Genomic DNA, 25,228 nt, shown 5'->3' with positions numbered 1-25,228 from the left:
CATGACGGAACTCTTCATCGACGGCGCCTGGGTCGCAGGCTCGGGCCCCGTGTTCGCTTCGCGCAACCCCGGCACCGACGAGATCGCATGGCAGGGTGAAAGCGCGTCGGCAGCCGACGTCGATCGTGCGGTCGCAAGCGCGCGCCGCGCCTTCGCCGGCTGGTCGGCGCTCGACTTCGAATCGCGCTGCGCGATCGTCAAGCGTTTCGCCGCGTTGCTCACCGAACGCAAGGAAGCAATCGCGACCGCGATCGGCCGCGAGACGGGCAAGCCGCTGTGGGAAGCGCGCACGGAAGTCGCGTCGATGGCCGCGAAGGTCGGCATTTCGATCCAGGCTTACCAGGAACGCACCGGCGAGAAGCGTCAGGACATGGCCGATGGCGTCGCGGTGCTGCGCCATCGCCCGCACGGCGTGGTCGCGGTGTTCGGCCCGTACAACTTCCCCGGCCACTTGCCGAACGGCCATATCGTGCCCGCGCTGATCGCCGGCAATGCGGTCGTGTTCAAGCCGTCGGAGCTCGCACCGGGCGTCGCGCGTGCGACGGTCGAAGTGTGGAAGGAAGCGGGGCTGCCGGACGGCGTGCTGAACCTCGTGCAGGGCGAGAAGGACACGGGCATCGCGCTCGCGAATCATCGGCAGATCGACGGGCTGTTCTTCACCGGCAGCTCGGATACCGGCACGCTGCTGCACAAGCAGTTCGGCGGCCGTCCTGAAATCGTGCTCGCGCTCGAGATGGGCGGCAACAACCCGCTCGTGATCGGCGAAGTCGAGGATATCGACGCGGCCGTCCATCACACCATCCAGTCGGCGTTCCTGTCGGCCGGCCAGCGCTGCACGTGCGCGCGCCGCATCTTCGTGCCGCAGGGCGCGTTCGGCGACCGCTTCCTCGCGCGCTTCGCCGACGTCACGTCGAAGATCACGGCCGACGTGTTCGACGCCGATCCGCAGCCGTTCATGGGCGCGGTGATCTCGGCGCGTGCCGCGGCGAAGCTCGTCGACGCACAGTCGCGCCTGATCGAGCAGGGCGCGAAGCCGATCATCGCGATGACGCAGCGCGATCCGCGCCTCGGCTTCGTGAACGCGGCGATCGTCGACGTGACGGGCGCCGCGAACCTGCCGGACGAAGAACACTTCGGCCCGCTCGCGCAGATCGTCCGCTACGCGACGTTCGACGAAGCGATCGAGCGCGCGAACGACACGGCGTTCGGCCTGTCCGCCGGCTTGCTGGCGGACGACGCGAACGCATGGGAACACTTCCGCCGCACGATTCGCGCCGGGATCGTCAACTGGAACCGGCCGACCAACGGCGCGTCGTCCGCCGCGCCGTTCGGCGGCACCGGCCGCTCGGGCAACCATCGCCCGAGCGCGTACTACGCGGCCGACTATTGCGCGTATCCGATGGCGTCGGTGGAAAGCACGCAACTGACCTTGCCCGCGAGCCTGTCGCCGGGCCTGCATTTCTGATCGAGGGAACGACGATGAACGCACAAGAAGCCAATTTCGACGGGCTCGTCGGCCCGACCCACAACTACGCCGGGCTGTCGTTCGGCAACGTGGCGTCGCTCAACAACGAAAAGTCGGCCGCGAACCCGAAGGCCGCCGCGAAGCAGGGGCTGCGCAAGATGAAGCAGCTCGCGGATCTCGGCTTCGCGCAAGGCGTGCTGCCGCCGCAGGAGCGGCCGTCGCTGCGCCTGCTGCGCGAGCTCGGCTTCTCCGGCAAGGACGCGGACGTGATCGCGAAGGCCGCGAAGCAGGCGCCCGAACTGCTCGCCGCGGCGAGCTCGGCATCGGCGATGTGGACCGCGAACGCGGCCACCGTCAGCCCGTCGGCCGACACGAGCGACGGCCGCGTGCACTTCACGCCGGCCAACCTGTGCAGCAAGCTGCATCGCGCGATCGAGCACGAAGCGACGCGCCGCACGCTGTCGACGCTGTTCGCCGATCCCGCGCATTTCGCGGTGCACGAAGCGCTGACCGGCACGCCGGCACTCGGCGACGAAGGCGCGGCGAACCACACGCGCTTTTGCGCCGAATACGGCAAGCCGGGCATCGAGTTCTTCGTGTACGGCCGCGCGGAGTACCGCCGCGGGCCCGAGCCGAAGCGCTTCCCGGCGCGCCAGACCTTCGAGGCGAGCCGCGCGGTCGCGCATCGCCACGGGCTCGCCGAAGAGGCGACGGTCTATGCGCAGCAGGATCCGGACGTGATCGACGCAGGCGTGTTCCACAACGACGTGATCTCGGTCGGCAACCGCGACACGCTGTTCACGCACGAGCGCGCGTTCGTCAACAAGCAGGCGATCTACGACACGCTGACCGCCGCGCTCGACGCACGCGGTGCGCGCCTGAACGTGATCGAGGTGCCCGAGGCCGCCGTGAGCGTGAACGACGCGGTGACGTCGTACCTGTTCAACAGCCAGCTGCTGTCGCGCGCGGACGGCTCGCAGGTGCTCGTCGTGCCGCAGGAATGCCGCGAGAACGGCAACGTCGCGGCCTATCTCGACGAACTCGCGGCCGGCAACGGCCCGATCCACGACGTGCTCGTGTTCGACCTGCGCGAAAGCATGAAGAACGGCGGCGGCCCTGCGTGCCTGCGCCTGCGCGTCGTGCTGAACGAAGCGGAGCGCGCGGCCGTCACGTCGAACGTGTGGATCAACGACACGCTGTTCGCGTCGCTCGACACGTGGATCGACCGGCACTATCGCGACCGCCTTGCACCGGAAGACCTCGCCGATCCGGCGCTGCTCGACGAATCGCGCACCGCGCTCGACGAGCTCACGCAGATCCTGCGCGTCGGTTCGCTGTATGACTTCCAGCGCTGATTCCCGCATGGCCGGCGCGCTGCTCGACGACTTCCTCGCGTTCACGCTGACCGGCGGCGCACCGTCCGCGACGGACGGCACCTGCGCGGCCGGCGCCGTGCGCTGGCAGTGGCGCGGCGACGGGCTGCTCACGCTCGAACCGGTGGCGGCCGAGGCCGCCGGCGCGGCGCGCGCGAGCGTGCTCGTGTCGGCCGGCGTGCACGGTGACGAGACGGCGCCGATCGAGCTGCTGTCGATGCTCGTGCGCGATCTCGCCTCGGGCGCGCTGCCGCTCGCGTGCCGGTTGCTCGTCGTGCTCGGCAACGTACCGGCGATGCGCGCCGGCGAACGCTATCTCGACGACGACCTGAACCGCCTGTTCAGCGGCCGTCACGCGCAGGTGCCCGACAGCCGCGAAGCACCGCGCGCCGCGCAGCTCGAAGCGGCCGCCGCCGCATTCTTCGCGGCCGCGCCGGCCGGCGCCGCACGCTGGCACATCGACATGCATACGGCGATCCGCGCGTCGGTGTTCGAGCAGTTCGCGCTGCTGCCGCACACGGGCATGCCGCCGACGCGCACGATGTTCGAATGGCTCGGCGACGCGCGGATCGCGGCCGTGCTGCTGCATACCGCGAAGGGCAACACGTATTCGCATTTCACGGCCGAGCATTGCGGTGCGCTCGCGTGCACGCTGGAACTCGGCAAGGTGCGCCCGTTCGGCCAGAACGACCTGGCGCGCTTCGCGCCGGCCGACCGCGCGGTGCGCAAGCTCGTGTCGGGCGCCGCTTGCGAGGCCGACGCGCCGTTGCCGCGCGTCTTCACGGTGATCGACCAGATCACGAAGCAGAGCGATGCGCTCGAGCTGTTCGTCGCGGCCGACGTCGCGAACTTCACCGCGTTCGCACGCGGCACGGTGCTCGCGCAGGACGGCGATTACCGCTACACGGTGACGCACGACGAGGAGCGCATCGTGTTCCCGAATCCGTCGGTGAAGCCGGGTTTGCGCGCGGGCCTGCTCGTCGTCGATACGACCCGCGAGACGGTCGCCGCGCTCGTCTGACGGTGACCGGTTGTGCGTGGCCGCGGCAACCCGCGGCCCGCGCCTCGCCCGGCCACCATTCCTGTTTAGAGATAGCGTCCACCTGCCGCGCGGAAGGCCCGCGGGTCGCGCTTGCGTATTTGCGACATCGTCTTGCAAGTTCGACGGGCCGCCCGGCTGGCGTCGGCGCCCGCAGCGCAGCATCGCGGGCCGGCGGCTGCTTTGCCATATCGGGCCGCGCGGATTGGTACAATCGCGGCCTTGCGGCTGTTGCGCCGCATCACGGCGCGGCGGCAGCATTGCCGTGGTCATCCGACCCTGCAATGATGCATGCGCCCGTAGTTCCGGAACATTCGAGTATCGAGGAGAACACCTGATGAAGTTGGATTGGCGTAAAGTGGCCGCGCATGCGGTGGTGGCGGCATCGGCCGTGGCGGCAGGCAGCGCGATGGCAGCGGATCTGAAAGAGATCCGTTTCGGCGTCGAAGCCTCGTACGCGCCGTTCGAATACAAGACGCCCGACGGCAAGCTGACCGGCTTCGACATCGATATCGGCAACGCGGTGTGCGCGAAGCTGAAGACGAAGTGCGTGTGGGTCGAGAACGACTTCGACGGCCTGATCCCGGCGCTGCAGGCGCGCAAGTTCGACGCGATCAACTCGGACATGACGATCACCGACCAGCGCAAGCACGCGATCGCGTTCACCGATGCGATCTACACGATCCCGAACCAGCTGATCGCGAAGCAGGGCAGCGGCCTGCTGCCGACCCCGCAATCGCTGAAGGGCAAGCGCGTGGGCGTGCTGCAGGGCACGATCCAGGAAGCGTACGCGAAGAAGAAGTGGGCGCCGGCCGGCGTCGAAGTCGTGCCGTACCAGACGCAGGACCTGGCCTACGCCGACCTGAAGTCGGGCCGTCTCGACGCGACGTTCCAGGACGCGGAAGCCGGTTCGAAGGGCTTCCTGACGAAGCCGCAAGGCCAGGGCTTCGCGTTCGCGGGCGGTACCGTGAGCGACGCCGAGATCCTCGGCTCGGGCGTCGGCTTCGGCCTGCGCAAGAACGACGCGGCGCTGAAGACCGCGCTCGATCAGGCGCTGAAGGAACTGAAGGCCGACGGCACGATCGACAACCTCGCGAAGAAGTACTTCAGCGTGCCCGTGACGCTCAAGTAAGCGCTGCGTTCGATCGCACGATGCAAGCAAACCGGCCGCTGATGCGGCCGGTTTGTTTTTGGGGCGGGAAATGACGGAAAACCGCGGACGGGAAACCGCGCAGCAGCGGCCGGCGGCGCGTCAGGCCGGAAAGAACCGGCCCAGTTCGCGCGCCAGCTCGTTGAGCACGGCCATCTCCTGCTGCGTGATCTTGCGCGCGGGCTGCGCGCCGGCCCAGTCGCCGTACAGCAGCGCGACGGTCGTCGTGCCGACGCGCACCGGCAGCAGCACGAACGCGCGCGTGTCGTCGAATGCGTCGAGATACCACGCGGGCAGGCGCTTGAGCATCTTCGGCTCCTGCGCCTGCTCGATGAAGATGCCGACCGAGTTCGAGATCGCGAGATGAAACACGTCCGGCTCGAAACGCTCGTCGAAGCGCAGCCGGTCGAGCGTCGTATCGACGCCGGGGCCGAAGCCGAGGCGCGCGGCGAACATGCCGTCGTCGTGGCGCACGAACATCACGGTGCGCGTGAATGCGAGGCCGGCCAGCAGGCTTTCCGACGCGAGCGCGAGCACCGGCGTCAGCACGTGCTCGGACGGCAGCGCACGCAGGTCCGCGAGGCCGGCTTCGAGGCACGCCTCGGGCTCGGCCTGGGCGCGCGCGATCGCATCGGCGTTCGCGCGCAGCTCGACGATCTCGCGCATCACGGTGTCGCTCGCTTCCTCGCGTGCGAGCCGCTCGGCGATCTCGACGAGCGCGTCGGATTCCATGTCGAGCTCCGCGCCGTAGTGCTGCGCGAGCGCCGCGATACGCGCGTCGCGCTGCGGGCTCGCGGGCATCACCAGCGCGCCCGCGACGTCGGTCGAGCAGCGGCTGATCGCGCGCAGCCAGCGGACGCGGTCAGCCGGGCCGTCATCGGTCGCACGGCCCGCATCGTGGTCGTCATCGTCGTTGCCGAACGCATCGGCGTGGACCACGTGGTCGTGATCGGCCATCCCCGCGCGGATCACGTCGGGCAAGCGCCAGCGCGCGGCCGCCTCGAGCCCGATCTCGTCGAAGCCGACGCCGAGCACATCGATGCAGGCGGCAGCTTCGTCGCCATTCAGCTCGGCCGCGCGACGGCGGATCCGGTCCCATTCGCTGTCGAGATAGCAGACCACGAGCAGCTTGCCGACCTGGCGCATCAGCGTGCAGACGACGGCTTCCTCGCCCGCGCGCAGCTCGGCGCGCTCGGTGAGCTTGCGTGCGACGCAGCCGGACAGCAGCGCGCGGTTCAGCTCGAGCTTCGCGTCGATGCGCCGCGGCGTACTGTGGTGGAAATGGTCGACGAGCTTGAGCCCGACGACCAGGTGGCCGACGGCGTCCATGCCGAGCACCATCAGGGCGCGGGTCACGGTCGTGATGTTGCCGCCGAACGCCATGTACATCGCGGAGTTCGCGAGCCGCAGCACTTTCTGCGTGAGCGCGAAGTCCGACAGCACGACGCGCACGAGCGCGGTGAAGTCGAGGTCGTCGTTCTTCATCGCGGCCATCGTCGCACGCAGCGATTCCGACAGCAGCGGGAAATCGCCCCGTTCGTTCATCCGGGCCCACAGCTTGTCGAGCAATGCGGTGCGGGGCAGGTGTTCGGTGATTGACATACGGATCTGTCCGGTTCGCGGCGCGCGTCAGGCGGCGGCGTGCAGGTGCAGCTGCTGCGCCTCGAAGCGCCGCGCGAGCTCCTCGGACGGCAGCGCCTGGCAGACGAGCCAGCCCTGGATATGGTTGCAGCCCATCTCCGTCAGCAATTCGCGCTGCGCCTCGGTCTCGACGCCTTCGGCGACGAGTTCGAGATCGAGCGTCTGCGCGAGGCCGACCACCGCCGACACGATCGCGCGATCGTTGCGCGAGGTCAGCAGGTTCTCGACGAAACTGCGGTCGATCTTCAGCTTCGCGAGCGGGAAGCGCTGCAGGTACGCGAGGCTCGAATAGCCGGTGCCGAAATCGTCGATCGCGAAGCGGATGCCGAGATCGGTCAGCTCCTCGAGCAGCCCCTTGGCCTGCGCGGGATCGTGCATCAGCAGGCTTTCGGTGATTTCGAGCACGATGCGGCGCGGGTCGATGCCCGTCAGCGCGATCGCCTCGCGCACGCTCTGCGTGAAGCGCGGGTCGCGGAACTGCTGCGGCGACACGTTGACCGCCACGTACTGCAGCGCGAGCCCCTGGCGATCCCAGGCGACGAGCTGCATGCACGCGGCCTTGAGCACCCAGTTGCCGAGATAGTTGATCAGGCCGATCGATTCGGCGAGCGGAATGAAGGTCGCCGGCGGCACGAGGCCGTGCACCGGATGGCGCCAGCGGATCAGCGCCTCGACCCCGACCACCGCGCCCGACTGGCTGCGCGTGATCGGCTGGAAATGGAGCGAAAACTCGCCGTTGCGCACGCCGTCGTACAGGTCGGCCTCGAGCTTCAGCCGTTCGGCGTCGGCCGGATCGTCGACGGGGGCGTGGAACGCGAGCGCATTGCCGCCCGACGCCTTCGCCTGCGCGAGCGCGTGGTCGGCGCGGCGCAGCAGCGGGCTGTGGTGCTGCGCGCGGTGCGGCGCCGAGCGCTCGTCAGGGTAGAGCGCGATGCCGATGCTCGCGGACAGGTGCACGGTCTGCCCCTGGTACACGTAGGGCTCGCGCACCGCGGCCTGCAGCCGGCGGGCGAGTGCGTCCGCCGCATTGCTCGCCTGCGTACGGTTCGGTGCGCCGAGCACGACCGCGAACTTGTCGCTCGCGACGCGCGCGAGCTGCTCGTTCGGCGTGACGAGCGCCTTCAGCCGCTGCGCGGTCTCGCGCAGCAGCGTATCGCCCGCGTCGTAGCCGAGCGCGCGGTTGATCCGCTGGTAGTCGTCGAGATCGAGCAGCAGCAGCGCCGCGCACGAGCCGTCCCCGTCGGCGGCCTGCTGCGCGCGCATCAGCGCGGGCACGAGCGCGGACAGGTTGTCGAGCCCCGTCATCGGGTCGTGGTGCATCTCGTAAGTCAGGCGCGCCTCGAGCGCGCGCCACGACGACACGTCGAACGCCGCGATCGCGAATCCGTCGACCCCGTGATGGCGGCTCTTGAACGCGCGGATCTCGACGTCCAGCGGGTAGGTGAGCGACTTGACGATGCACATCGTCGCCTTCTCGACCTGGCCGGAACGCGCGGCGCGTGCAAGCAGGCCTTCGAGCGCCGCGGTATCCTGTTCGGCGATCAGGTCGCGCAGCGTCAGCGTGTGCAGGTAGTCGCGGTGGTAGCCGATGAAGCGCAGGCTCGCGTCCGACACGTACAGAAAGCGCAGCTCGCGGTCGACATGGGCGAGGAAATCCACCGTGCCGACCGTCTGTTCCAGCCAGTTGCGCACGGAGTCGTCGCGTCGCGGCGCACCGGCGCGCGCGGGCATCAGCGCGCCGCCCGACCAGGCGAAGCGGCGCAGCGTATGCAAGGCGCTGCGCCAGGAGCCCTTGCGTGACGTCTGTTTCCTGTTGGCTTCCATGTTTCTCGCTGACGTGAAGGGCTGGAACCGGTTGTCCGGAAGGAATAACGGCAGACTGTGCGGAATCTTTAACGGACCGGCCGCGGATGGCGTTGCCGCTGGACCGGATCGGCCACGCGGGTGTTCGACAGGCGAACGCCGGCGGGGCCTACATTGAGGCTGACTTTATAAGAAATGAGGACGCAGATGAAGCGAAAACTGTTGCTGGGCGCCGCCGTGGCGGCGCTGGTGGCCGGCCATGCGCTGATGGCGCGGGCGGAATTGAAGCCGGGTGCCGCGGCGCCCGATTTCACGACGCAGGCGTCGCTGGGCGGCAAGACTTACACATACTCGCTCGCGGACGCGCTGAAGCAGGGGCCGGTCGTGCTGTATTTCTATCCGGCCGCGTTCACGAAGGGCTGCACGATCGAGGCGCATGCGTTCGCGGACGCGGTCGACCGTTACAAGGCTTACGGCGCGACGGTGATCGGCGTCTCGGCCGACAAGATCGACACGCTGACGAAGTTCTCGGTGAGCGAGTGCCGGAGCAAGTTCCCGGTCGCGGCCGATCCGGACGCGAAGATCATCCGGGAATATGACGCGAAGCTGCCGGCGATCGACAAGGCGAACCGCGTGTCCTACGTGATTTCGCCGGAAGGGAAGGTGCTCTACGAATACACGAGCCTGTCGCCCGACAAGCACGTCGAGAACACGCTCGCCGCCGTGAAGGCGTGGGCGGACGCGCATCCGAAGCAGTAAGCGGGCGGCCCGCACGGCAAAGCGGCCCGTCGTGCGGGCCGCCGGTACGGAGCGACGCAGCCGCCGCGCGTGAGAGGCCGTTATGCGCGCAATGCCTGCTCGATCGGCACGCTGCCGCCGACGAAGCCGACGATCTTGCGCGAGATGCCCAGCTTGATCGCCTCGATCGCGGCCCAGGCGACATCCTGGCGCGATACGGGTGGGGCGCCATCGAACCATGCGTCGGTGAGCGCGATCTTGCCGACACCCGGATCGTCCGTGAGCGGGCCGGGGCGCAGGATCGCGTAGTCGACGCCCGACGCGATCACGCGATCGTCGCCTTCGCGCTTCATCTGCGAATAGTGGCGCAGCGCGTCCGGGCCGAGCTCGGGCCGGTACGCGGACAGCGAGCTGATCACCACCAGCTTCTGCGCGTTGTAAGCCAGCGCGTATTCGGCCGCGCGGGCGACCGCGTCGCGGTCGACCTGCTCCTCTTCGGCCGCGCCCTCCGATTCGGCCGAGCCGGCCGCGTAGATCACGTGCGAGATGCCCTGGAATGCGTGCGAGAAATCGTTCGTCAGGTCGGCTTCGACCACTCGTGCGCCTGCCAGCGCATAGCCGTGGCGGCGCACGAGCGCCGTGACCTCGAACTCCGGCTGCTTGAGCAGCAGATCCGCGCAGGCCTGGCCCGTTCGGCCGGTCGCGCCAATCAGCAGTACCTTCGTCGTCATGAAACCGCTCCTTGCTCGATGCGTCATCCTTCCAGATAGGGACGGACGACCGATAACTCAAGTGTAATGTCGATTTGCCGCCGCGGCGGGGGTGTATTAAGGGGCATACCGGCAGCGGGCATACCGGCAGCGCGCGAACGACACCGACATTCCGGCCGCCATTCGTTCACACGGATGCGGGAATGCCGCGCCGACCGGCTATCATGTGCGCGATGCATTTTTCGCCGTTACGTCATACAACGCATCGGCCCACTGGTTGGAGTACACATGGCAATACCCCTGGACAACGTCAGCATGGCCGTGTTCTGCGACTTCGAGAACGTCGCGCTCGGCGTGCGCGACGCGAAGTACGAGAAGTTCGACATCAAGCCCGTGCTGGAGCGCCTGCTGCTGAAGGGCAGCATCGTCGTGAAGAAGGCCTATTGCGACTGGGATCGCTACAAGGGCTTCAAGGCGTCGATGCACGAGGCGAGCTTCGAGCTGATCGAGATTCCGCACGTGCGCCAGTCGGGCAAGAATTCGGCCGACATCCGGCTCGTCGTCGATGCGCTCGACCTTTGCTACACGAAGTCGCACGTCGATACGTTCGTGATCATCAGCGGCGACTCGGATTTTTCGCCGCTGGTGTCGAAGCTGCGCGAGAACGCGAAAAAGGTGATCGGCGTCGGCGTGAAGAAATCGACGTCGGACCTGCTGGTCGCGAACTGCGACGAATTCATCTTCTACGACGACCTGGTGCGCGAGCAGCAGCGCGCGCTCGCGAAGCGCGAACAGCAGCAGCGCGCGGGCAACGGCGGCGCGAAGCGACCCGACGAGCCGTCGTCGCGCAAGCACGACATGGACGCGCGCAAGGCCGAGGCGATCGCGCTGGCCGTCGAGACGTTCGACGCGTTGGCATCGGAGCGGGACGACGTCGGCAAGATCTGGGCGTCGGTGCTCAAGAGCGCGATCAAGCGTCGCAAGCCGGATTTCAACGAGTCGTACTACGGATTCCGCGCGTTCGGCAACCTGCTCGACGAGGCGCAGGCGCGCGGCCTGCTCGAAGTGGGGCGTGACGACAAGTCGGGCGCGTTCGTGTCGCGGGCACGCCAGCAGGCGGCCGCGGAGCACGTCACGGCGGGCGGTGAAGGCGGCGGACACGGCGGCGCGCACCACGGTACGCGCGCGGCCGAGCCGGCGCGGGCCGGACGCAATGCGCAACGTCGCGGGCAGCGGGCGGAAGCGGTCATGCACGAAAGCGTGCCGGTCGAGGCGGACGAGGCGGAAGTGGCCGAGGTCGCCGAGGTGGCCGACGCGGCACCGATGATGTCGCCGGCGGAAACGGCCGAAATGGCCGACGCGCATGGCGATGCGAAGGATGGCCGCAAGCGCGCGCGCAAGACCGCGGCGAAAAAGGCTGGCGCGAAGAAGGGCGCCGCCGCGAAGCGCGCAGGCCGTCAGGCAGCCGGGGAGCCGGACGCCGCCGGGCATGGCGCGCCGACGCACGGCGGCGACCAGCACGCGCACGGCAAGCATGCCGACGACGCGCATCGCGACGCGGAGCAGGGCGACGAGCGGCATGTCACGATGACGCACGCCGGGCCGGCGCCAGGCGATGCCGGCGGCGAGCGTGCCGCCGCCCATCCGTCGCACGACGCGGCACCGGCTGAAGCCCATGCCGAAGCGGTTGCGCAAACGCCGGCCGCTGCCAAGCCGAAGAAGCCGGCACGCAAGGCCGCACCGCGCGCCCGTCGTCCGCGCAAGCCGGCGGCGGACGCTGCCGAGTAACGTCGGTCGGCCGGATGCCGTCCCGAGCGGGGCGGCATCCGCGCCACGGTACCGGCCGGTGCAACGCCGGCCCGTCGAGCTAGCCGTTCAGCACATAAGGCTGCGTCATCACTTCGAGGAAGTGGCCGTCCGGATCGTCGAAGTACACGCCTCGGCCGCCGTTGTGGCGGTAGATGTCATCGGGCTGCCGCTTGGCCGGATCCGCCCAGTGCGGCAGCCCGCGCTCGCGAATGCGCGCGAGTACGCGATCGAAGCCTGCTTCGTCGAGCAGGAACGCGTAATGCTGCGACGCGATCGCTCCCGACCGTTCATAAAAATCGAGCGACACGCCGTTGTCGAGCGCGACGACCAGCATCGCGCCGAACGACGTCGGCGGCGGCAATTCCAGCAGCTCGGTGAGGAAGCGGCTCGACGCGCGCTTGTCGCGGCACCAGACGATCGTATGGTTGAGCTGGACGTTCATGGTGGGTCCCCGGGAAGGGCGCAGCGGTGGGCATGGACTCACGATAGCCGATCGTCGGCGCGGTTCAAGCGCAAAAAAAACGGCCGCACGAGGCGGCCGCTTCATCACTCGCCGGCGACGGCCGGCCCGCCGTTATTCCCGCGGCGGTTGCGTCGCTTCTCGGCCCACACGCGGAAGCGGTCCATGTACAGGTAGACGACCGGCGTCGTATAGAGCGTCAGCACCTGCGACACGATCAGGCCGCCGGCGATCGCGATCCCGAGCGGCGCGCGCAGCTCGGCGCCGTCGCCGTGGCCGAACGCGAGCGGCAGCGCGCCGAGCAGCGCGGCCATCGTCGTCATCATGATCGGGCGGAAGCGCAGCAGGCACGCCTCGTGGATCGCGTCGAACGACGACTTCTGGTGGTTGCGCGTCTGGTCGATCGCGAAGTCGACCATCATGATCGCGTTCTTCTTCACGATCCCGATCAGCAGGATCACGCCGATCAGCGCGATGATGCTGAACTCGGTCTTGAACAGCAGCAGCGCGAGCAGCGCGCCGACGCCGGCCGACGGCAGCGTCGACAGGATCGTGATCGGGTGGATGTAGCTCTCGTACAGGATCCCGAGCACGATGTAGACGGCCAGCAGCGCCGCGAGGATCAGGATCGGCTGGTCGTTCGTCGACTGCTGGAACGCCTGCGCGGTGCCCTGGAAGCTGCCGACGATGGTCGGCGGGACGCCGACCTGCGCCATCGTCTGGTAGATCACCTGCGTCGCCTGCGACAGCGACACGCCGGGCGGCAGGTTGAACGAGATCGTCGTCGCGACGAACAGCCCCTGGTGGTTGACCGACAGCGGCGTCGTGCTCGGCCCGAACGTCGCGATCGCCGACAGCGGGATCATCGTCGACTTCGACGTCGACACCGACGCACCCGACGACGCGCTCGACTTGCCGCTCGCCGCGATCGAGTTGAGCGCCTGGTTGCGTGCGGAGTCGGACGCGATCGCCGCGGCGCTCTGCGTGGCCGTGCCGGCGCTCGACGTGCCGGCGGAGGTCGCGACGTAGGTGCCGGCCGCTGCGTTGGTGGTCTGCGAGCCGTTCGCGCTGCCGCCCGACGTGCTGATCCACACCTGGTTCAGCATCTCGGGGCTCTGCCAGTACTTCGGCGCGACTTCCATCACCACGTGGTACTGGTTCAGCGGGTTGTAGATCGTCGAGACCTGGCGCTGGCCGAATGCGTCGTACAGCGTATTGTCGATCTGCGCGGGCTTGATGCCGAACCGCGCGGCCGTCGCCCGGTCGATCGTCACCATGGCTTCCATGCCGCCTTGCTGCTGGTCGGAGTTCACGTCGGTCAGCTCGGGGCGCTTCTGCAGCGCCTCGGTCAGGATCGGCCCCCACTTGTACAGGTCGGCGCTCGAATCGCCGAGCAGCGTGAACTGGTACTGCGCGTTGCTCTGCCGGCCCCCGACGCGAATGTCCTGCGCCGCCTGCAGGAACGTGCTCGCGCCGGCGACATCCGACAGCGGGACGCGCAGTTGCTGGATCACCTGGTCGGCCGACAGCTTGCGCTCGGTGCGATCCTTCAGCGTGACGAACATGAAGCCCGAGTTGGTCTGCGTGCCGCCGGTGAAGCCCGCGACGCTCTTCACGTTCGGGTTGCTCTGCACGATGCGCATCATCTCGGAGAACTTCAGCTTCATCGCCTGGAACGACGTCGACTGGTCGGCCCGGATGCCGCCGATCATCAGCCCGGTGTCCTGCTGCGGGAAGAAACCCTTCGGCACGACGATGTACAGGTAGACGTTCAGCCCGATGGTCGCGAACAGGGTCAGCAGGATCAGGAGCGGCCGGCGCAGCGCCCACGACAGCGAGCGCTCGTAGCCGCGCTGCATGCGGCTGAAACAGCGTTCCAGGAAACGCCCGAAGCGGCCTTCGTTTTGCGGGTCGTGCGACTCGGGCAGCAGGCGCGCGCACATCATCGGCGTGACCGTGAGCGACACCGCGAGCGAGACGGCGATCGCGAGCGACAGCGTCAGCGCGAACTCGCGGAACAGCCGCCCGACGATGCCGCCCATCAGCAGGATCGGCAGGAACACCGCGACGAGCGAAATGCTCATCGACAACACCGTGAAGCCGACCTCGCGCGCGCCGTCGAACGCGGCCTGCATGCGCGACTTGCCGTTCTCGATATGCCGCGAGATGTTCTCGAGCACGACGATCGCATCGTCGACGACGAAGCCGGTCGCGACGATCAGCGCCATCAGCGACAGGTTGTCGATCGAGAAGCCGAGCAGGTACATCGCGCCGAACGTGCCGATAATCGAGATCGGCACCGCGACGCTCGGGATCAATGTCGCGCGCCAGTTGCGCAGGAACAGGAACACGACCATCACGACGAGGCTGACCGCGATCAGCAGCGTGTGCTCGGTGTCCTTCAGCGACGCGCGAATCGTGGTCGAGCGGTCGAGCACGGGCGTGACGGTGATGTCGGCCGGCAGCGACGCGGTGAGTTGCGGCAGCGCCGCGCGCACGCGGTCGATCGTGTCGATGATGTTCGCGCCGGGCGAGCGGTAGAGGATCACGAGCACCGCGCGCTTGCCGTTCGACAGGCCGAGGTTGCGGAGATCCTCGACCGAATCGACGACGTCCGACAGGTCGGACAGCCGCACGGCCGAGCCGTTGCGGTAGGCCACGACGAGGTCGCGGTATTGCGACGCCTGGGATGCCTGGTCGTTCGTATAGAGCTGGTAGCGCTGCGGGCCGAATTCGATCGCGCCCTTCGGCGCGTTGGCGTTCGCGGAGGCCAGCGCCGCGCGCACGTCCTCGAGGCCGATCCCGTAGTGGAACAGCGCCTGCGGCTCGAGCTCGACGCGCACGGCCGGGTTCGCGGAGCCGCTGACCGACACCTGGCCGATCCCGTCGATCTGCGACAGCGACTGCTGCAGCACCGTCGACGCGGCGTCGTACAGCTTCGCGGGCGACGAGGTCTCCGACGTCAGCGACACGATCATGATCGGCGAATCGGCCGGGTTGACCTTGCGGTAGGTCGGGTTGCTCTTCAGCGCGGCGGGCAGGTCGGCGCGCGCCGCGTTGATCGCGGCCTGCACGTCGCGCGCGGCGCCGTCGATGTCGCGGTTCAGCCCGAACTGCAGGATGATCCGCGCGTTGCCGACCGTGCTCGTCGACGTCATTTCGGACACGTCGGCGATCGAGCCGAGGTGCCGCTCGAGCGGGCTCGTCACGCTGGTCGCGACCGTTTCCGGGCTCGCGCCCGGCAGCGACGCCTGCACCGAGATGGTCGGGAAGTCGACCTGCGGCAGCGGCGACACCGGCAGCTTGACGAACGCGAACAGGCCCGCGAGCGCGACACCGATCGCGAGCAGCGTCGTCGCGACGGGGCGGGTGATGAAGGGGCGTGACAGGTTCATTGCTTGCTACGCATCCGTGCGCGGGCCGGCTTGCGGGCCGTGGCGTTCGAACCAGCCGCGCACGCGGCGCGCGAGCGAATCGAAGCCGAGGTAGATCACGGGCGTCGTGAACAGCGTCAGCACCTGCGACACGATCAGGCCGCCGGCGATCGCGATCCCGAGCGGCTGGCGCAGCTCGGAGCCCGCGCCGGAGCCGACGATCAGCGGCACCGCGCCGAGCAGCGCGGCGAGCGTGGTCATCAGGATCGGCCGGAAGCGCAGCAGGCACGCCTGGTAGATCGCCTCGCGCGGCGGCTTGCCTTCGACGCGCTCGGCCTCGAGCGCGAAGTCGATCATCATGATCGCGTTCTTCTTCACGATGCCGATCAGCAGCACGATGCCGATGATCCCGATGATGTCGAGGTCGTGCCCGGTGATCATCAGCGCGAGCAGCGCGCCGACGCCGGCCGACGGCAGCGTCGACAGGATCGTGATCGGGTGGATGTAGCTCTCGTACAGCACGCCGAGCACGATGTACATCGTGACGACCGCGGCGAGGATCAGGAACAGCTGGTTCGACAGCGATGCCTGGAACGCGAGCGCCGCGCCCTGGAAGCGCGTCTGGAACGACGCGGGCAACCCGATGTCCTTCTCCGCGGCGCCGATCGCCTTGACCGCCTCGCCGAGCGACGCGCCCGGCGCGAGGTTGAACGAGATGGTGGTCGACGGGAACTGCGACAGGTGCGCGACCAAGAGCGGCGACGGCCGCTCGTGGAACGACGCGATCGACGCCAGCGGCACCTGGCCGCCGCCCGCCGACGGCAGGTAGATGTCGTTCAGCGATTGCGCATAGTGCTGCTCCTTCGGCTCGGACTCGAGAATCACGCGGTACTGGTTCGACTGCGTGAAGATCGTCGACACGATGCGCTGGCCGAACGCGTCGTACAGCGCGTTGTCGACGGTCGCCGGCGTGATGCCGAAGCGCGCGGCGCTCGGGCGGTCGATCTCGATGTAGACGGACTGGCCGTTGCTCTGCAGGTCGGTCGCGACGTCGGCGAGCGACGGCTCCTGCTGCAGCCGGGCCACGAGCTTCGGCACCCAGGTCGCGAATTCTTCCGAGTTCGGGCTCGTCAGCATGAACTGGTACTGCGTCGGGCTGACGGTCGAGTCGATCGTCAGGTCCTGCACCGACTGCATGAACAGCGAGATGCCGGTGATGTTGGCGACGCGGTGCTGCAGGTCGCGGATGATCTGCGCGGCCGTCTCGGTGCGTTCGTCGCGCGCCTTCAGGTTGATCAGCATCCGGCCGCTGTTCAGCGTGATGTTGCTGCCGTCGACGCCGATGAACGACGTGAGGCTCTCGACGTTCGGATCCTTCAGGATCTCGGCCGCGAGCGCCTGCTGGCGCTCCGCCATCGCGCCGTACGAGATCGACTGCGGCGCCTGCGTGATCGCCTGGATCACGCCGGTATCCTGCGCGGGGAAGAAGCCCTTCGGCACGTAGACGTACAGCAGGCCGGTCAGCGCGAGCGTCAGCAGCGCGACGACGAGCGTCGAGCGCTGGCGGTTCAGCACCCATTCGAGCGCGACCGCGTAGCGCGCGATCACCCAGTCGATCGCCCGGTGCACGCGCGCCTCGAAGCGATGGCTCTCGGGCGGCGGCGAATGGCGCAGCAGCTTCGCGCACATCATCGGCACGAGCGTGAGCGACACGATCGCCGAGATCACGATCGTCACCGCGAGCGTGATCGCGAATTCATGGAACAGGCGCCCGACCACGTCGCCCATGAACAGCAGCGGGATCAGCACCGCGATCAGCGACACCGTCAGCGAGATGATCGTGAAGCCGATCTGCCTCGAGCCCTTCAGCGCGGCCTCGAGCCCCGTTTCGCCTTCCTCGACGTAGCGTGCGATGTTCTCGATCATCACGATCGCGTCGTCGACGACGAAGCCGGTCGCGATGGTGAGCGCCATCAGCGACAGGTTGTTCAGCGAGAAGCCGGCCATGTACATCACCGCGAGCGTGCCGATCAGCGACAGCGGCACCGACAGGCTCGGGATGATCGTCGCGTAGACGTTCGCGAGGAACAGGTACATCACGAGCACGACCAGCGCGACCGCGAGCATCAGTTCGAACTGCACGTCGCGCACGGCGGCGCGGATCATCGTCGTGCGGTCGGTGACGATCTCCACGTCGAGCGCGGCCGGCAGCGTTTCCTGCAGCTTCGGCAGCTGCGCCTTGATCGCGTCGACGGTCGCGATCACGTTCGCGCCCGGCTGGCGCTGCACGTTCAGGATGATCGCCGGGTCGGCATTCACCCACGCGCCGAGCTTGGTGTTCTCCGAGCCGGCGACGACCGTCGCGACGTCGGTGAGCATCACCGGGCGGCCGTTCTTGTAGGCGACGACCGCGCTGTTGTACTGGTCGGCGCTCGTCAGCTGGTCGTTCGCGTTGATCGTGTACGCGCGCGTCGGGCCGTCGAAGTTGCCCTTCGGCGTGTTCACGTTCAGGTTCGAGATCGTCGTGCGCAGGTCGTCGAGGTTCATCCCGTACTTCGCGAGCGCGGTGGGGTTCGCCTGGATCCGCACGGCCGGGCGGTTGCCGCCCGACAGGCTGACGAGACCGACGCCCGCGACCTGCGAGATCTTCATCGCGAGGCGCGTGTCGGCGAGATCCTGCACCTGCGTGAGCGGCAGCGTCTTCGACTTGACGGCGAGCGTCAGCACCGGCGCATCGGCCGGGTTGACCTTCGCGTAGATCGGCGGGGCAGGGAGGTCGGACGGCAGCAGGTTGCCGGCCGCGTTGATCGCGGCCTGCACTTCCTGTTCGGCGATGTCGAGCGGCAGGTCGAGCGAGAACTGCAACGTGATCACGGACGAGCCGGCCGAACTCTGCGACGACATCTGGTTCAGCGACGGCATCTGCCCGAACTGCCGTTCGAGCGGCGCGGTGACCGACGAGGTCATCACTTCCGGGCTCGCGCCCGGGTAGAAGGTCTGGACCTGGATCGTCGGATAGTCGACTTCCGGCAGCGCGGCGAGCGGCAGGAAGCGCAGCGCGACGAGACCGGCCAGCATGATCGCCGCCATCAGGAGGGCGGTGCCGACCGGCCGGAGAATGAAGAGGCGGGATGGATTCATCGAGCGGCCCGCGCGTTACTGGGCCGCGGAGGCCGCTGCCTGCGACGCGCCGTGCTTGTGCCCGCCGCGATGGCCGCCGGCGCCCGATGCGCCCGACGCCGCACCGGCGCCGCGTGCGCCCGACGCGCCTTTCGGCTTGTCGGCCGGGATCGAGATCTTCGCGCCTTCGCGCAGGCGGTCGGAGCCGTCGGTCACCACGCGCTCGCCGAGCGACACGCCGCTGACGATGCTCGTGCGTTCGCCGTCGACCGGGCCGATCGTGACCTTGCGCACGGTCACCGTGTTGTCGGGTTTCACGACGTAGACGAACTGGCCGATCGAGCCGGTCAGCACGGCCGAGGTCGGCACGATCGTCGCGTTGCGCAGCACGTCGACGAGCAGGCGCGTGTTCACGAACTGATTCGGGAACAGCATGCCTTCCTTGTTATCGAAGTTCGCGCGCAGCTTGACCGTGCCCGTGCTCGTGTCGATCTGGTTGTCGAGCGTCGCGAGCGAGCCCGTCTCGAGCGGCACCGTGTTGTTGCGGTTGTACGCGGTGACCGACAGCTTCTGGCCCGCGTTCACCTGCTTGAGGATCTGCGGCAGGTTGTCTTCCGACGTCGTGAAGATCACGCTCATCGGCTGCAGCTGCGTGATCACGACGAGGCCATTGGCATCGCCGGGCGTCACGTAGTTGCCGGGGTCGACCTGGCGCAGGCCGACGCGGCCCGACACCGGCGCGGTGATGCGCGCGTACGTGAGGTTCAGCTTCGCGGAATCGATCGCGGCCTGGTCGGTCTTCACCGCGCCTTCGTATTGCTTGACGAGGGAGGCCTGCGTATCGACGGTCTGCGACGCGATCGAGTCCTGCGACAGCAGGGTCTGGTAACGCTTCAGGTCGAGGCGGGCCGTCGCGAGCAGCGCCGAGTCGCGCGCGTGCGTGCCTTCGGCGTTCTCGAGCGCGACCTGGTACGGGCGCGGGTCGATCTGCGCGAGCAGGTCGCCTTTCTTGACGATCTGGCCTTCCTGGAATGCGACCGACTGCAGGTAGCCGGACAGCTGGGTCTTGACCGTCACGTTCGCGAGCGGCGTGACGGTGCCGAGCGCGGACAGCACGATCGGCATTTCGCCCTGGGTCGCGGTCGCGACCTGCACGGGCTGCGGAATATTCGCCATCGCGGCGGGGCCGCCACGGCCGCGCTTTGCGCTGCCGGCGCTGGCCGCGGTACCTTGCGCCGTGCTGCCGGCCGCCGGCGTGCGGTTCCACGGATGCCACCACAGCAGGCCGCCGATGACGACGACCGCGAGCGCGCCGGCCATCAGCGTGCGGCGCGGGCGCCGCGCGGCGGGGGACGCGGGGTCTTTCGAAGGGGGCGTGGGCTTTTGTTCGTTATCCATCGTGATCTGTCAGGAAGACGGCGCGGCGGGCCGGAAATCGGACTGCTGGGCTGCGCGTGGGCGAGCGGTGCCGGGGAGGGGGCGCCCGGCTCGGTCCGGGCCCCCGCCGGTCTGCGCGGGAAAAGAGCGGTGCGCACCGCGAGTGCGGCGCGACGATGGGCATGATCCTACGTCCCGTCCCCGTTACAGTCCAGTGGTCTATCTTTCAACGGGTTACGGTCGTTACAGAACGCGACAGTGCGATGACGGAACGCTTACACGCTGATGCGACGGGCCGGTGCGCCGCCGATCTCGCGGGTGATTTTCGCGATACATTCGTGCAGCGCGGGCACCACGTGTTCGTGCAGCCATTCGGGCGGGCACTGGTGCGACGCGCCACCGCAATTCACCGAATAGCGCTGGCCCGACGGACCGACGAAACCGGCCGCGACGGCATTCAGGCCCTCGCGCCATTCGCCGATCGCGATCGCGTGGCCGTCGCGCATCGCGTCGTCCAGCGCGGGGGTCAGGCGGGCCGACACATGCGGCCAGTCGTCGCCCGCCGTGGTGCGCAGCGACTCGAGCAGCAGGCGGCGTTCGTCGTCCTCGAGTGCGGCAAGATACGCACGGCCGACCGCGGTGCGCGCGATGTCCATCCGCGAGCCGATTTCGAGGCGCGTGACGAGCACGGCCGAACGCGGGCGGATCACGTCGATCGCGACCATGTCGAGCCGGTCGCGCACCGCGAGGTGTACGGACAGCGACGTGCGTTCGGCCAGCTCGATCATGAACGGCCGCGAACGCGCGCGGATGTCGAAGTTGCGCAGGAAGCCGTGGCTCAGTTCGAGCACCGACGCGGTGAGCACGAAGCGCTCGCTGTCGGGCAACTGGAACAGGAAGCCGGCGCTGACGAGCGTCGCGGTGATGCGCGAGACGGTCGGCTTCGGGATGCCGGTCAGTTCGGTCAGCTCGCGGTTGCTGACGGGCGCGTCGGCCGCCGCGATGCGGCGTAGCACGGCGAGGCCGCGGGCCAGGGCGGTGATCTCGTCGGGCGACGATTCACGGTCCCGCGACGCGGGAGGGGTTACAGTTGTCGACACGAGGGATTCTCTCTAATTCCGAAACTCGATTTCAATTTTGTTGGTATTGTAGGACTATTGTCAAAGGATGCATGTTCTGCGGGCGAACCGGTCATTGGATGAGATTTTACGGGTTCACCCTTGGTTTATTAGGAAAACGCTCAAATGAGCGTTGCCAGAAAGTGCATGAACCGGTGCAAATACCGCTTGACTTGTCGGGCGGAAACGGAAAGAATGTCTCACGTTTTCGAAACATCGTTTCAAGAGTTTAACCGGCAACGATGTTTCGCGCAGTCTCTCAGGTTCTAGCACGGCCCTCGGAATGGCTAGAACTTTTTTAGCGCCACGGTCTCCGTGGCGCTTTTTTTTGCCCGTTTTCCGGCGACCGCCCGGTTTGCCGCGATCGAAGGTCCGCTTCGTTGGAGCGGGGCCGGCACCGCTTGCCGCGTCCTGCACGATCCACCGCCACCCCCCGCGATTTTAATTAATTTCTGCTATCGGGAAAATTTCGGCAATACGTCGCCGGTCGTCGTGCGTCTTGCATCGGACAAATCCAGTGCCACGACGCGTCTGCCCGAACGTCGCACGTCCCATCCGTGCGGAGCATGTCGCCCCTCCGTGTGCCGGAGCCCCCCTATGCAAAAGTAGGGGGGTGACCCATCCCGGCCAGCCGCGCACCTCTGCAGAATCCAGATACGGGCCGATGCGAACACTTCGCCGGCCCGCGTCCGCAGCACAGCATGACGCCCAGCCCGTATCGCTGGTTGACCCCTTGGATGGAGGTCATATGTTCAGTACCCGCGCGTGTTGCAGCAGTGTGGCGGCACTGTTGCTCCTGATGTGCGCCGTTCCCTCGTTCGCCCAGTCGTTCCGGGTCCAGTGCCCGTTCACCACGCCGTCGCACCCGACCGCGCTGGCGCCCGGTGTCGGCGAACCCGCTTACACGAAGCCGACCTATACCGGCCAGAATTCCACGTCGACCGGCACCGTGAACGGCGCGATCAAGTGCCAGCAGATCTCGGGCGGCGACGGCTACGCCACGATGGCCAACGGCGTGCAGACCTATCTGTTCGCGTTCGGCCCGCTGTCCGGGCTCGCGGACATCAAGGCCGGCCTGCCCGGCACGGAGCTCGCGTCGGTGTTCAACACCGTCGGCGACCCGAGGACGGACCCGACCTACAACGGCGCGGTCGGGCTCGCGCCCGATCCGGATGCCGGCGGCGCGCTGACCGGCCACGTCGATCCGCGCCCGATCATGGACATCGGCGTGATGAACGGCAACCAGCCCGCGCCGATGATGGCGATCGACGAGGACGACGAGTTCTTCCTCACGCTCACGAACGTCGGGATGATCATGCGCCCCGACCTGTTCGAGAAGCATACGGTGCACTTCCACGGCTATCCGAACGCGTCGTCGTTCTATGACGGCGTGCCGGACGCGTCGGTCGCGATCAACATCGGCGCGAGCTTCACGTACTACTATCTCGCGCCGGATGCGGGCACCTATTTCTGGCACTGCCACATCACGCCGCCGGAGCACCTGCAGATGGGCATGGTCGGCCAGATCTACGTGCGGCCGCGCCAGGACCGGGTGCCGAAGGGCGTGTCGCTGTACGACGCGCTCATGACGCAGCAGTCGGACCTGCGCACGCGCTGCGGCAACGACATCCTGTGCTCGACGCCGCTGCCGCCGCAGAACAACGGCCTCGTGCGGGCGGCCAACGTCAACATTCCGCCGACCACGCCGGAGACGCTGTCGCTCTACGCATACAACGACGGCGACGGCTCGACCGCGTACGACGTCGAGTATCCGATCCAGATCCATGGCTTCGATCCGAACTTCCACTTCGTCGGCATGACGTTCAATCCCGAACCGTTCACCGACATGAAGGACAAGTTCTTCCTGCTGAACGGCCGCAGCTATCCGGACACGGTGACCGAAGGGGCGATGTCGACGCCCGCTTCGGACAGCTCGATGCATCCGTCGCAACCGCTGCCGACGCTGGTCAACATTCCGGCCGGCGGCCGCGCGCTGTTGCGGATCTCGGATCTCGACGTGACCGAATACCAGACGCTGGCGTCGCTCGGCATCCCGATGCACGTGATCGCGCTGAATGCCCGCATGTTGCGCGACATGGCCGGCAACAACATGGCCTACGACACGAACTCGATCACGCTCGCGGGCGGCGAGTCGCTCGACCTGATTCTCGACGCCAGCGACAAGACGAAGTACCACTCCGGCCAGATTTTCTACCTGTACACGCCGAACCTCGATCACCTGTCGAACGATCAGGAGAACTTCGGCGGCCTGATGACCGAGGTCCACATCTGCAGCGCCGTGGACCCGGTCACGAAGCACTGCACTCTTTGATGACCAGGGCGCGCCCGCGGATGCGGGCGCGCCCGGCCGGGAAGTCCTGCCCTGAGGAGAAAAGCCGTGGGACACATCACTCATCATGCGTGGACCGCGACGCTCGCCCGTCTCGGACGGCTCGCACGCGTCGGCGTCGCGACGCTCGCCGCGTTGCTGTCGGTGCACGCGCACGCCGCCGCGCCGGGCATCACCGGCAAGGTCTTCAACCTCACGGCCCAGGAAGCGCGCATCACCCAGCCGGACGGCACGAGCGTCTATTCGTGGGGCTACGGCTGCGCGGCGACCAGCGCGACGCCGCTCGTCTTCTCGCCGTCGACGATCACCGGCGCGACCTGTCCGACGATGCAGATCCCCGGTCCGACGCTGATCGTCAGGCAGGGCGACATCATCACCGTGACACTCACCAACAACCTGCCGGCGGCAGCCGGCAACACGTCGATGCTGTTTCCCGGCTTCGTCGTGTGCACCGGCACCCTGAGCCCGGACGGCAAGACCTGCACCGGCACCTCCGGCGTTGCCGGGCTGCTCGCGCAGGAGGCGCAGCACGGCGCGACGGTCACCTACACGTTCGTCGCGGCGACGCCGGGTACGCATGCGTACTACAGCGGCACGCAGGGCGATCTGCAGATCGAGATGGGGATGTACGGCGCGATCATCGTGCTGCCGAATACGGCGGTCAACACGGCGGGCTGCATGGCGCTGCCGGATTCGGGCCGGCCGTTCGGCCAGCGCGATTTCCGCAACGCGGCGGCGGCATTCGACAACAGCGCCGCCTGCTATGACCGTGAGTATCTTTTTCAGTTCTCCGAAATGGATCCACGCATCCATCAGCAGGCGGAGCAGCAGGTCGCGGCGAATACGTCGTGCACCAGGCCGACCGGCTGCATGACGGTCGAGACCGAGCCTTATCACCCGGCCTATTTCATGGTCAACGGCCGCTCGATGCCGGACGACATGGATCCGAACTACGCGCCGCAGTACCCGCACCAGCCGTACAACGGCAATCCGCACATGCATCCGGGCGAACTGGTGCTGCTGCGGATCATCGGCACCGGCCGCTGGCAGCATCCGTTCCACGAGCATGGCAACCACGTGCGCGTGCTGGCGCGCGACGGCAACCTGTTGCTCAGCCCGGTCGACCCGAACCACCCGGCGAACCCGCGGCTGCCGGCCGGCCCGCTGCTGTTCACGACCACCACGACGCCGGGCGCGACGATGGACGGGATTTTCTACTGGACCGGCAAGGGCCTGAACTGGGACGTCTACGCGCACTACCCGGGCGACGGCTCCGTCTGCGTGCCCGACGCGAACGGCTACTACACGACGGCGTCGAACCCGCCGGCGCCGCGCAACGCGCCGAACTACTACGAGTGGTGCCAAGACCACGGCAAGGCGCTCGAGAAGGCGCCGTTCGGCAAGGTCGCCAGCGGCGGGCCGGTCACGTTGCCGGACTCGAACATCCTGACGAACGGCTTCTGGTATGGCGGCAGTCCCTATCTCGGGCCGGACGCGACCGTGCGCGCGACGGCGCCGACCGGCACGTCGCCACCCAGCAACACGATCCTGAACCCGCCGGCGACGGAAGCAGGCTTCGCGTTCATGTGGCACTCGCATAACGAGCGCGAGATCACGACGAACAACATCTTCCCGGGCGGAATGATGATGATGATGCTCGTTGATCCTCCGGTATTTCCGATCGACGAATCCAATTAGGGG

General features: G+C 67.8%; 16 protein-coding genes. 8 read left to right on the top strand and 8 right to left on the bottom strand.

Annotated features, from left to right (window positions below; all coding sequences use genetic code 11):
- The first annotated feature begins 1 nt into the window (after position 1).
- From astD to LGM89_RS17120, 4 genes are all read left to right on the top strand, one after another.
- Positions 2-1,465, top strand: coding sequence for a succinylglutamate-semialdehyde dehydrogenase (astD, locus tag LGM89_RS17135; RefSeq protein WP_226273502.1), 1,464 nt, complete (start codon positions 2-4; stop codon positions 1,463-1,465).
- Positions 1,466-1,479: 14 nt separating this feature from the next.
- Positions 1,480-2,820, top strand: a complete 1,341-nt coding sequence (gene astB / locus LGM89_RS17130; RefSeq protein WP_047850485.1) for an N-succinylarginine dihydrolase — start codon at positions 1,480-1,482, stop codon at positions 2,818-2,820.
- Positions 2,804-3,859: a succinylglutamate desuccinylase gene (gene astE, locus LGM89_RS17125; RefSeq protein ID WP_226273501.1), complete on the top strand. Its 1,056-nt coding sequence runs from the start codon at positions 2,804-2,806 to the stop codon at positions 3,857-3,859. The genes astB and astE overlap by 17 nt, the downstream gene beginning before the upstream one ends.
- Positions 3,860-4,214: 355 nt before the next feature.
- On the top strand, positions 4,215-5,009 hold the full coding sequence (locus LGM89_RS17120) for an ABC transporter substrate-binding protein (protein ID WP_043182082.1): 795 nt from the start codon (positions 4,215-4,217) through the stop codon (positions 5,007-5,009).
- Between the two features lie 120 nt (positions 5,010-5,129).
- Here LGM89_RS17120 and LGM89_RS17115 read toward each other — a convergent pair whose 3' ends face one another.
- Together LGM89_RS17115 and cdpA are read right to left on the bottom strand one after the other, a co-directional pair.
- Entirely contained in the window at positions 5,130-6,629 is a 1,500-nt protein-coding gene (locus LGM89_RS17115) for an HDOD domain-containing protein (protein ID WP_226273500.1), read from the bottom strand.
- A 27-nt stretch (positions 6,630-6,656) separates the two neighbouring features.
- A complete protein-coding gene (cdpA, locus tag LGM89_RS17110) occupies positions 6,657-8,399 on the bottom strand; it encodes a putative bifunctional diguanylate cyclase/phosphodiesterase (RefSeq protein ID WP_206150870.1) in 1,743 nt (580 codons plus the stop codon).
- Positions 8,400-8,678: 279 nt separating this feature from the next.
- Between cdpA and LGM89_RS17105 the strand changes: the two genes are divergently transcribed.
- Positions 8,679-9,230: a peroxiredoxin gene (locus tag LGM89_RS17105; protein WP_226273499.1), complete on the top strand. Its 552-nt coding sequence runs from the start codon at positions 8,679-8,681 to the stop codon at positions 9,228-9,230.
- An 80-nt stretch (positions 9,231-9,310) separates the two neighbouring features.
- Here the strand turns inward: LGM89_RS17105 and LGM89_RS17100 are convergent, their stop codons facing one another.
- Entirely contained in the window at positions 9,311-9,940 is a 630-nt protein-coding gene (locus LGM89_RS17100; protein ID WP_089439591.1) for an NAD(P)H-binding protein, read from the bottom strand.
- 267 nt (positions 9,941-10,207) lie between these two features.
- Here LGM89_RS17100 and LGM89_RS17095 point away from each other — a divergent pair, with 267 nt between their 5' ends.
- Complete coding sequence (locus LGM89_RS17095; protein WP_226273498.1) at positions 10,208-11,707, top strand: NYN domain-containing protein; 1,500 nt, start codon at positions 10,208-10,210, stop codon at positions 11,705-11,707.
- Positions 11,708-11,786: 79 nt separating this feature from the next.
- Here LGM89_RS17095 and LGM89_RS17090 read toward each other — a convergent pair whose 3' ends face one another.
- From LGM89_RS17090 to LGM89_RS17070, 5 genes are all read right to left on the bottom strand, one after another.
- The gene (locus LGM89_RS17090; protein WP_226273497.1) at positions 11,787-12,170 is read right to left on the bottom strand and encodes a VOC family protein; all 384 of its coding nucleotides are present in this window, start codon (positions 12,168-12,170) and stop codon (positions 11,787-11,789) included.
- A gap of 104 nt (positions 12,171-12,274) precedes the next feature.
- A complete protein-coding gene (locus LGM89_RS17085) occupies positions 12,275-15,583 on the bottom strand; it encodes an efflux RND transporter permease subunit (protein ID WP_226204744.1) in 3,309 nt (1,102 codons plus the stop codon).
- A 6-nt stretch (positions 15,584-15,589) separates the two neighbouring features.
- The gene (locus LGM89_RS17080) at positions 15,590-18,703 is read right to left on the bottom strand and encodes an MdtB/MuxB family multidrug efflux RND transporter permease subunit (protein WP_226273496.1); all 3,114 of its coding nucleotides are present in this window, start codon (positions 18,701-18,703) and stop codon (positions 15,590-15,592) included.
- Positions 18,704-18,718: 15 nt separating this feature from the next.
- Positions 18,719-20,080, bottom strand: a complete 1,362-nt coding sequence (locus LGM89_RS17075; RefSeq protein ID WP_089494420.1) for an MdtA/MuxA family multidrug efflux RND transporter periplasmic adaptor subunit — start codon at positions 20,078-20,080, stop codon at positions 18,719-18,721.
- A gap of 254 nt (positions 20,081-20,334) precedes the next feature.
- Positions 20,335-21,159 (bottom strand): IclR family transcriptional regulator, encoded by an 825-nt coding sequence (locus tag LGM89_RS17070; protein WP_089494421.1) that lies wholly within the window; start codon positions 21,157-21,159, stop codon positions 20,335-20,337.
- A 766-nt stretch (positions 21,160-21,925) separates the two neighbouring features.
- Between LGM89_RS17070 and LGM89_RS17065 the strand changes: the two genes are divergently transcribed.
- Entirely contained in the window at positions 21,926-23,509 is a 1,584-nt protein-coding gene (locus tag LGM89_RS17065; protein WP_226204748.1) for a multicopper oxidase domain-containing protein, read from the top strand.
- Positions 23,510-23,575: 66 nt separating this feature from the next.
- Complete coding sequence (locus tag LGM89_RS17060) at positions 23,576-25,225, top strand: multicopper oxidase domain-containing protein (protein WP_089439599.1); 1,650 nt, start codon at positions 23,576-23,578, stop codon at positions 25,223-25,225.
- Positions 25,226-25,228: the final 3 nt, after the last annotated feature.

The sequence above is a fragment of the Burkholderia sp. AU31624 genome (genome assembly GCF_020420065.1).
In the GTDB taxonomy this organism is placed as follows: domain Bacteria; phylum Pseudomonadota; class Gammaproteobacteria; order Burkholderiales; family Burkholderiaceae; genus Burkholderia.
The sequence above is the reverse complement of the archived record's forward strand: the minus strand, read 5'-3'. Positions and strand labels throughout refer to the sequence as shown.